Here is a 1,388-nt window from a genome sequence, read left to right as displayed (position 1 = left end):
ATGACGCTGGCGGCACTGATGCTGCGTGAACGCTTTTACAAAAAAGCGATTTCCACACGTATGAAATATCTGACTCTTGGTGTTTTGTTCGTCAATGTTTCTTATTATTGATTGTATGGACCTAAGAACCTAGAACCGTTGAAATGGATCATGTGAGTCGGTGCATCAGCAATCCAAACCTCAGTTTCCCAAGCGATGACACTTGAATATTTTGCATAGGTTCGTGAGTCAGGGAATGCAGATACAAAGACAAGTCCTGCTGTGCAATTCTTGAACAAGGCTGTCAATTCGCCATATCGTTTATGGTCAACAGGTCCATGACTCGTGACGGACTCAATAAGAAAGAGCCAATTGTTTGTGGTGCTGTAGATGACCACATCAGGCAATTTGCCGTGGTTGTCCAGTCTCACACCCAATGATGCAAGGAACTCAACATCAAAGAAACCGTGCTTGTCGCCAGTGTCGCCAACATAGACAAGTCTGCCACCTGGAACATACCTGGCACCAAAATCTTGAACAATGTCCTTTATCAGCTCGGAATGACTACCTGCTGAAAGACTGATTGTTTCACCGTTAGCCAGTTCCAACGGGATCATTAGCATGTCTCGCTCTCGTGCATACATTTGAGCAAGTGTCTGCCGTTGTTGTAGATAACCGTTAAGCATTGGCTCAAACTGTGCAGTGCCAAAGGTTCTCAACACCATCAATAAATTTGGTTCAATCTGGTAGACAGCTTTTGGGCTGTTAACTGGTCGGCTTGGATTGTCAGGGTTGTAGAGACAAATAGCTCCCTCGATGAACTGGTGCATAGACTGTCTACGGAAAGTCTCGCGGGTGTTGGGTGCATATTCCTTGCTGTAATGCTGTCTTGACCAATCCATTATGGGAGTGATGCCAACAAGTGGGTTGGTCGCTTGACTCCAAGGTTTGTCAGGTGTCATATCAATCAAACAAAGCAGACAAAGGGCTGTCCGTTCGTTCAATTGTTGCCGTGGCATTCCTAGCTGAATAAGAATGTTGTAGGCTTGTTGTAATTTTTCATCCTGACTGCTCATTAAATAACTCCCATTAAAAGTTGGTCAATTTGTTCTTGGTTCATTGTGGTCTTGTATGCCTTGCCAAGTGCTTTTAAGGTTGCCATTGTTGGGTATCGCATGTTTTTTAAGTCAGTTGCATTGACTTGGGTATGTCCTGAAAAAACACGGAAATGGTCATCTAGGGCAGTGCTATTTAGAAAGCAAGCCAAACCCATTGCTGTTGTCTCGATCCCGGCCATTTTTGCTGTAACGACCGACCCGTTTATTGTGTTCACCTCGAATATCTTCGCCATCATGGGCTTGCGTGCTTTGTATTTCCTGTTGGCGGACATGGCGGATCGTTTCCATTTA

General features: G+C 44.7%; 1 protein-coding gene and 2 pseudogenes. 2 read left to right on the top strand and 1 reads right to left on the bottom strand.

Translation table 11 applies throughout. The annotated features are described in order from the left end of the window. Nucleotides 1-102, top strand: a pseudogene (locus tag ACO0KY_RS19620) (putative Na+/H+ antiporter); the annotation flags it as partial. 2 nt (nucleotides 103-104) lie between these two features. On the opposite strand, the gene ACO0KY_RS19615 reads toward ACO0KY_RS19620, so the two are convergent. Next, nucleotides 105-1,055, bottom strand: a complete 951-nt coding sequence (locus ACO0KY_RS19615; RefSeq protein WP_423048914.1) for a BsuBI/PstI family type II restriction endonuclease — start codon at nucleotides 1,053-1,055, stop codon at nucleotides 105-107. A gap of 198 nt (nucleotides 1,056-1,253) precedes the next feature. Between ACO0KY_RS19615 and ACO0KY_RS19610 the strand changes: the two are divergent. Continuing rightward, nucleotides 1,254-1,388 (top strand): annotated as a pseudogene (locus tag ACO0KY_RS19610) (TerC family protein); the annotation flags it as partial.

Origin of the sequence: Undibacterium sp. Dicai25W, from assembly GCF_049340505.1 — a bacterium.
Taxonomy (GTDB): Bacteria; Pseudomonadota; Gammaproteobacteria; order Burkholderiales; family Burkholderiaceae_D; genus Undibacterium; species Undibacterium jejuense.
Note: the sequence above shows the minus strand (reverse complement) of the source record. Positions and strands in the feature narration are given on the sequence as shown.

What these genes read in the sequence shown, in the direction of transcription:
- ACO0KY_RS19615 (WP_423048914.1), bottom strand. Translation starts at nt 1,055, where the DNA reads ATGAGCAGTCAGGATGAAAAATTACAACAAGCCTACAACATTCTTATT.